Source organism: Petrachloros mirabilis, from assembly GCF_975968855.1.
The window spans coordinates 1-6,735 of record NZ_CDLUDY010000209.1 but is presented as its reverse complement, the minus strand read 5'-3'; the positions used below and the strand labels follow the sequence as shown (position 1 = coordinate 6,735).

At 51.6% G+C, this 6,735-nt stretch carries 7 protein-coding genes; 4 read left to right on the top strand and 3 right to left on the bottom strand.

Going from position 1 to position 6,735, the window contains the following annotated elements; genetic code table 11:
- The 3 genes from ACWVCN_RS08630 to ACWVCN_RS08620 all read left to right on the top strand — a co-directional run.
- On the top strand, positions 1 to 138 hold a 138-nt coding region (locus tag ACWVCN_RS08630), incomplete at its 5' end, for a M24 family metallopeptidase (protein WP_455245159.1).
- Positions 139 to 541: 403 nt separating this feature from the next.
- Positions 542 to 901, top strand: a complete 360-nt coding sequence (locus ACWVCN_RS08625) for a PilZ domain-containing protein (protein WP_455245157.1) — start codon at positions 542 to 544, stop codon at positions 899 to 901.
- A gap of 436 nt (positions 902 to 1,337) precedes the next feature.
- On the top strand, positions 1,338 to 3,473 hold the full coding sequence (locus tag ACWVCN_RS08620) for a putative bifunctional diguanylate cyclase/phosphodiesterase (RefSeq protein WP_455245156.1): 2,136 nt from the start codon (positions 1,338 to 1,340) through the stop codon (positions 3,471 to 3,473).
- A 32-nt stretch (positions 3,474 to 3,505) separates the two neighbouring features.
- On the opposite strand, the gene ACWVCN_RS08615 is transcribed toward ACWVCN_RS08620, so the two are convergent.
- Positions 3,506 to 5,194: a tetratricopeptide repeat protein gene (locus ACWVCN_RS08615; RefSeq protein ID WP_455245155.1), complete on the bottom strand. Its 1,689-nt coding sequence runs from the start codon at positions 5,192 to 5,194 to the stop codon at positions 3,506 to 3,508.
- Between the two features lie 116 nt (positions 5,195 to 5,310).
- Between ACWVCN_RS08615 and ACWVCN_RS08610 the strand changes: the two genes are divergently transcribed.
- The gene (locus ACWVCN_RS08610) at positions 5,311 to 5,628 is read left to right on the top strand and encodes a cupin domain-containing protein (protein ID WP_455245154.1); all 318 of its coding nucleotides are present in this window, start codon (positions 5,311 to 5,313) and stop codon (positions 5,626 to 5,628) included.
- A gap of 96 nt (positions 5,629 to 5,724) precedes the next feature.
- Here the strand turns inward: ACWVCN_RS08610 and ACWVCN_RS08605 are convergent, their stop codons facing one another.
- Positions 5,725 to 5,979 carry a c-type heme family protein gene (locus ACWVCN_RS08605; protein WP_455245158.1) on the bottom strand — a complete coding sequence of 85 codons (255 nt, stop codon included), beginning with the start codon at positions 5,977 to 5,979 and terminating at the stop codon, positions 5,725 to 5,727.
- Positions 5,980 to 6,109: 130 nt separating this feature from the next.
- Positions 6,110 to 6,735, bottom strand: a 626-nt coding sequence (locus ACWVCN_RS08600; RefSeq protein WP_455245153.1) for a hypothetical protein, incomplete at its 5' end; no start/stop codon positions are given.

The following is a 6,735-nucleotide window of genomic DNA, read 5'->3' as shown; positions in this document are numbered from 1 at the left end:
GAGGGGCATGTCGTCACGGTCGAGCCCGGTCTGTACTATCCAAGCCTTGGGGCTGTCCGTATCGAGGACATGGTCTTGGTGACCAAAGAGGGATGTCGAAACCTCACAAAATTCCCTAAGAAGTTAGAACTTGACTGATTGCTCTCTGTTCCGCATGTCTTGACACCAGGACAGACCTTCATCGAAGTATCTGACACGTCCTCGTCGCTTAGATTCCTCGGTCATATGGCGGTATGCGATATCGCCTTTCGAAACGCAAGAAGATTCTGCTGTGGAGCGGTTCTGTGCAGCAGGTCTGCGGTGGCTCGATGGGGATCTGTTCATATTTGCGAATTGGGTCTGATCGGCCGAAAGAGACATGTTCGCTCTCACGATGTATTGGTCTGGACGGACGATGTCGGGGGTGTAGGCGAAGGAGAATATTTCCGAATTCGTTGAGAAAGTTGATCGCGCTAGAATTGCAAAAAAAGTGGCAGAACTCAGTCTGATTGGCAATATTAAGGGCTGATGAATCGCTAGTCCGTTGTCCGCGAGGATAAAAATGATAGAGCAACGGAAGAATCCAAGATTTCCTGTCCGATTCCGCAGTTCGTTCACATCGTTGAACACAGTTGATGGGGAGGGAACGCTTGTCGACCTCTCTCTTCGCGGTTGTCGAGTCGATAGCAATACGGAAGCACGACCCGGCACTTCTCTGGAAGTGCGGATCGAGATTTCCGATGATGAGCCTCCGCTGAAAGTGCAAGAGGCAGTCGTACGCTGGAGCCGAAATTATCTGTTCGGATTGGAATTTATCACGTTAGCTCCGGAAGAATGGGCGCGCCTCCAACATACTGTGACGCAGCTTGACCTCCACCCATACCAGAAAGAACCCACCGGTGCGAGGGAGGAAGGAGGCTGACTCCTGCGTCGTTGGAAGCCTCTCATCTAGAATGTCAGCGCTTTCCGAGAAATCAGATAATCTTCTGAAGGGCTGTGTCTATAGTCACGTTAAGATAAGCTTGGTGGCGGAAATCTCCGTAATGCGGGGAGGGCGGTATTTTTGTGCACACGGGTGTGATGAATTTAACGTCAGCGTAGGGACGACCCAAGCCTCACAGGCATTGGCCCTTGCTTGTCAAAACAGATTGAAAACTTTACAAAATCAAAAACAATGCTATTTTGCGAATTATTGTGAAATACGTAGGCATTGATATGAATATACATATCGGAACGGAATTAATGGTCATTTGAGAAAAGATTCGAACCTGGCTTTGATTTCGAACAGCGGCTGGTGAAAGCTAGTGATGAATATGAGTGAGTTCGACTTTGATCTTGGAAAGAAGTAAGGAATTGCCATGGAACAGCAACAAGAGTCGGTACTGCCACTTGTCCTGATCGCTGATGACGATGACCAGCTGAGGTTGCTGATTCGTAAGGCGCTCGAGCGGGCTCATTTCAGAACGTGTGATGCAGCGGATGGAGAGCAAGCGTTGAAGGTATTCGAAACTCATCGCCCTGACATCGTGATATTGGACATCGTTATGCCAGTGATGGACGGTTTGACCGCGTGTTCCGTGCTGAGAAAGTCTGCAGGGGGAAGGCGGGTTCCTGTCTTGATTATGACTGGCAAGGAAGAGGCCGATTCGATTGCGAAAGCCTATGAGCACGGGGCCACAGATTTCATCAACAAGCCGCTCAGTATCGCGGATTTAATCCAGAGACTCCGTTATATGCTGCGGGGGAGCAGTCAAAGGGACGCGTTGCTTCGGAGCGAAGCGCGGTTGGAACTTGCTCAGCGGATTGCCAAGATAGGAAATTGGGAGTGGCATCAACCGTCAAATACCTTCAGAGCTTCGTCCGAGTTCTGTCGACTCATTGGTGTTTCAGCGGATGAATTTGAAGGATCACTGGAGTCGTTCCTGCGCGTCGTTCACCGTGATGACCGAGTGCAGGCCGAAACGGCTGTAAAGTCTGTGGCCGAAGCAGGATCGCCGTGTGATATGGATCTGCGTCTTTTCCTCTCGAACGGAGAAGAGCTTACCGTTAATCTGCAGGCCGAGGTGGGGTTTGACGACAAACAAAGGAGCCCCATAGTGCTCGGGACGGTTCAGGACATCAGCGAGCGGAAGCGTTTCGAGCGGGAGACACATCGGCTGGCCTATTTTGACAGCGTGACCGGCTTGCCGAATCGGCGGTTGTTCAAAGACCGGCTGGCCCAGTCGCTTTCTTATGCTCGTCGATACAAAACAAAGTTCGCCACTATGTTCGTGGACCTCGATCGTTTCAAACTCATTAACGATACCTTGGGTCATAACATCGGCGATATGTTGCTTAAAAGTGTGGCCGATCGCCTCACCGAATCGGTACGGTACAGTGACTCTATCGGCCGAATGGTGAAGCAGGATATGAGACACGATGTGGCTCGCCTGGGGGGAGATGAATTTACCGTACTCCTGACAAAAGTCCAAGACGTGCAGGATGCGGCGAAAATCGCCCGCCGTATGTTGGAATCGCTAGCTAGACCGTTCTTGATCAATGGCCGTGAACTCTTTGTGACGGCGAGTATCGGAATTGCTAACTATCCGGCTGATGGGGACTCCATAGAACAGTTGCTGGAGTGCGCTGATAGTGCGATGTATCACGCTAAAAAGCAGGGTCGCAACAACTATCAGTTCTACTCCGATATCATCAACGCCGAAGAGAAAAAACGCTTAACCTTAGAGTCCGAGCTTCGTCATGCAACTCAGCGGGAAGAATTTGTCGTGCATTATCAGCCGTATGTCGATTTGCGGACAGGTCGAATTATCGGAGCGGAGGCGCTGGTGCGGTGGCAGCATCCGCAGCGCGGGTTGCTGGGGCCACTGGAGTTCCTGGCAACCGCTGCGGATACAGGGATGATTCGAGAAATTGATGAGTGGATGTTAAATGATGTATGCAAGCAGAACGTATTGTGGCAGTCGCAGGGAATGGCTCCGATTCGGATCTCGGTGAATGTGTCGAATTCTCTCTTCCATGGTAATTCGATGTTGAAGACCGTCGAGGACGTGCTCGGTGTTACCGGAATAGATCCCAACTGTGTTGAATTGGAATTCACGGAGTCTATGGTAATGCGTAATTGGGATGCGTCAGTTGGCATGCTGAAAGAATTGAAATCGATGGGTGTGCAATTATCCATGGACGACTTCGGCACGGGTTTGTCGTCTCTCACCTATCTCCAGCGATTGCCGGTCGACTCGGTAAAGATTGCTCGATCATTAATTTTAAGTGACGGCGCCGTATCGGAAATGGCGACGATGGTGCGGGCCATCATTGCGATGGCCCATGGCCTCGAACTCCGGGTGATGGCGAAGGGCGTTGAGCGTGAGGAGCAGAAAGCTTTCCTCGTCGCCGAAGCCTGTGATCAGGCACAGGGTTATCTTTTTGGTCGTCCGATGCCGGTGGCAGAGTTCGCCAAGTTAGTAGCTCCAGTCCGACTTCCAAAAGCGAGCTAGCAGATTGCTGCCTCGAAAGTGCCGGAATGGAATTATGCCTTTAAACGGTAACCGTAGAGAAGGGTGATATTGATGCGACGGCTGAGATAATCATCCTTGAAAGAGATCTCATCGGTTTCGTGAAAGAGATCTGAATTGAACACGATGGCTCTATTGGCTCTATAGGGAATTCTGACCGCTTCTGCTCCGGCTTCTTTCAGCCACGAAAGTATCTTCGGCTTATTCTGATCGCTGTTATAGTCCTTGAAGTTCCACTCCTTTGGGGCTTCCTTGTCGTAGACGACCAATCCTCCCGTATCGGGGTCTAGGTTGGCTTCGTTCGGAGTAATCCAAAAGTTCACGTTTACCGCTGCAGCGTCGGCATGAATATTAAGGCCGCGACGAGTGCTGTCATGTTTGAAGGCCCAGGCTTGAGTCAATCGATGGTTTCCAAATATGCGCGGCAACGTTCGACGGAGTTCTTCAGCTATCTGAAATAAAAGTGCTGAAGCGAAACCGTCACCAAGAAATGCGCCGCTATAGCCATTCTCATAGTCTTTCTTCCAAATCGTGGCTTCCCAGCAAAACTGACGGAGTTTCTCTAGGGCCTCTTGTCCGAGAAGCTCGTCTATATAAGTTACTTCAGGCTGTTTGGCGAGATAGCGGGACTGGATGGAGTCTACGTCGAGAGCGGGATTGAGCGCACCCTGTTCGAGTCTCGAAGGCGGTTTGCAATACAGTATGCGGTTGAAAGAGGGGGCGACCGGAGTCAGGTCGCTTGGTTCGATGGGAAGGCGGTTACCCGGGGTCGCAACTTTATCGAGGCGTTGCTGAAGCGTCCGTAGTGCCGAAAGGTAGGGTTTCCATTCTGCTCCAAGTCGGTGTTGTTCGATAAGGTAGGAAATTTGCTCGGCATCATGTTTTACACGGGAGCGATAAATGGACTGTTCGGTTATGCCTTTTCCGTGGTCGTGCTTCAAGTTGGCCGTCTGCTGAAAACAATCCAATGCCTTCTTGTCGTCATCTACCCAGGACCAGGCTATGCCGAGATTGTATAAGGCCTTTTGATAATTCGGTGCCACAATGAGCGCCTGTTGGAAGGCTGAAATGGCGTCTCTCAACGTGCCTGCCTCCATCAGTGCGAGTCCAAGGTTATTCAAGGCTTCAATGTGGGTCGGTTTGATTTCCAGTGCGCGGCGATAAGAAGCAATGGCTTCCTCGGTCTTGCCCTCCTCTTTAAGTGCGACCCCCAGATTATTGTGAGTATCTGCATGAGCGGGGTTCAGTGTCAGCGCCGTCCGGTAAGCCTTGACGGATTCTGAAAATTCATTTCGATTTCGAAGGGCATTGCCTAGGTTAATGTAAGCTTCTAGGTATCGGCTGTTCAACGCGACGGCTTTTCGGTAAGCGGCAATCCCGTCTTCCTGGCGGCCGGCTTTCTGGGCGATCACTCCAAGATTGAACCAATAGAGTGGGGAAGATGGTTGGAGCTCGACTGCGGCACTCAAGCAGGTGAGGGCTTCGGACATTCGTTGCTGCCGGTACAAGGCGAGGCCGAGCAGCTCAAGGGCTTCCGGATGTTGAGGTGCCACATCAAGCGCTGATCGGAAGGCCAGTTCTGCTTCATGAAATCGCCCTCCCTGGAAATGTCCTTTACCTTCGTTTAACCAAGAGCCTAGGTGAGCAGGAAGATGTCCGGTACCTTGTCGCGCTTCTTGACGCCGTCGATCTGCCCGATTCATGATACGTCTCGTTTCCCCAGGCCATGCAGCTGGTTCACAGTAAGGGTATCTGAAATTCGGCTGAAGGGTCAAAGGGCCTGGTTGCATCCACAACTTTTAGGAAGGAGAGCTCCTGCATGAAGGTAATAAGATTATCGGACTATCAGCAGTTTAGTTCCGAGAAGATGAAGAAAAACAACATGTTTCAGACCGAGCGGTTTTTTTGTGATGTCTATTGTTTCGAGCCGGGCCAGGAACAGAAGGGTCATATACACGGCGAACAGGACAAAGTGTATCTGGTCTTGGAGGGCATGGGAACATTCCAAGTGGGGTCCGACAACCAAGTTCTTGGCCCCGGCCAGGGAACAATGGCTCCGGCGGGAGAGGAACATGGCGTGAAGAATCACACCGATCGGCGTCTCAAAGTTTTAGTCTTTGTTGCCCCTAATCCATGATCATTGTTTGCGATTGCACAGGGCGGTGACTGTGATGGATCCGGTAAGGGCACCTTCATTGTTGCCCTCTCGCGGGTAGTCTGAGACGTCTAGCTTCTATTTCGGTTCTACATGGCAGCCGAGGCACACCTTCTCGTTATAATTGGGTATAACCACACGCAAGTTTTGACCACTGCCGGTTAATCCGCTGACATAGGCCTCGGCTCTTGGTTGTCCAGACAAACAAGTGAGCACAGAGGATTCACAGCCGTCCGGTTCGTTCTTTGAGTTGCACGGATTCAGAGGTGTTTGCTTCAAACGAATGTGAGAATGCTTGGAGAATTGGAATTTGTAGAATTGATCATCACCTATTCCTCCGGGTTTGCATCGCGAAGAGAAGCGTGCCAGGCACGGACTAGAGGATAGCGCGCGGATGTATGCTGGGGGCTGTACTCGGACGGCAACCCGCTCTTTGGCGGGTCACCGTGGAGCATTTCAATTCCTATTTTGAAGGCAGTTCCCATGGGACCATAGGCATAAGTGGCGCCGGTTTGGCATCAGGGGATGCCAATAATACAGCAATCGCACCCCGGAGGGCTCCCGTGAGGGAATGCGTCACGATGGGGTAGGCTCCGGCCGATTCCACCACCACGTCGAACGTTGCGGCGCTGCCAGGCCCGACCACATAAGTCTGCACACCGGTCAGCTTATTGGACGGATTGCCGCTTTCGTAGACGTTGTCCCAAATCTCGCCGATTGGATGGAAAGACGAAAATTCGTTGGGGCCGGCATTAACGAAGTAGATGCGCACGCGCTCTCCCGGTTTCGCGCCAAGTTTTCCGCCTCCTGTTACGAACGGGTGATACTTAAAGATCCCGCCGTTAAAGATGACGTTGTCGAACTTGCGGTCGAACATGGCTTGCACGTCGTCTGGATTCTTGAACAATTCTGATTGCACAAGCACGTACTCGCGATCGGCTTTTGGCCAAGCCGCAGCGTTTTTGGGGTCGACAATAATTGCGCCGAACATCCCGCGCGCGATGTGTTGAATCATCGGGGGCGCGCCGCAGTGATAATAGAAAATCCCCGGTTTCTTGGCGACAAACGTGAAGTTGATGGTTTCGCCGG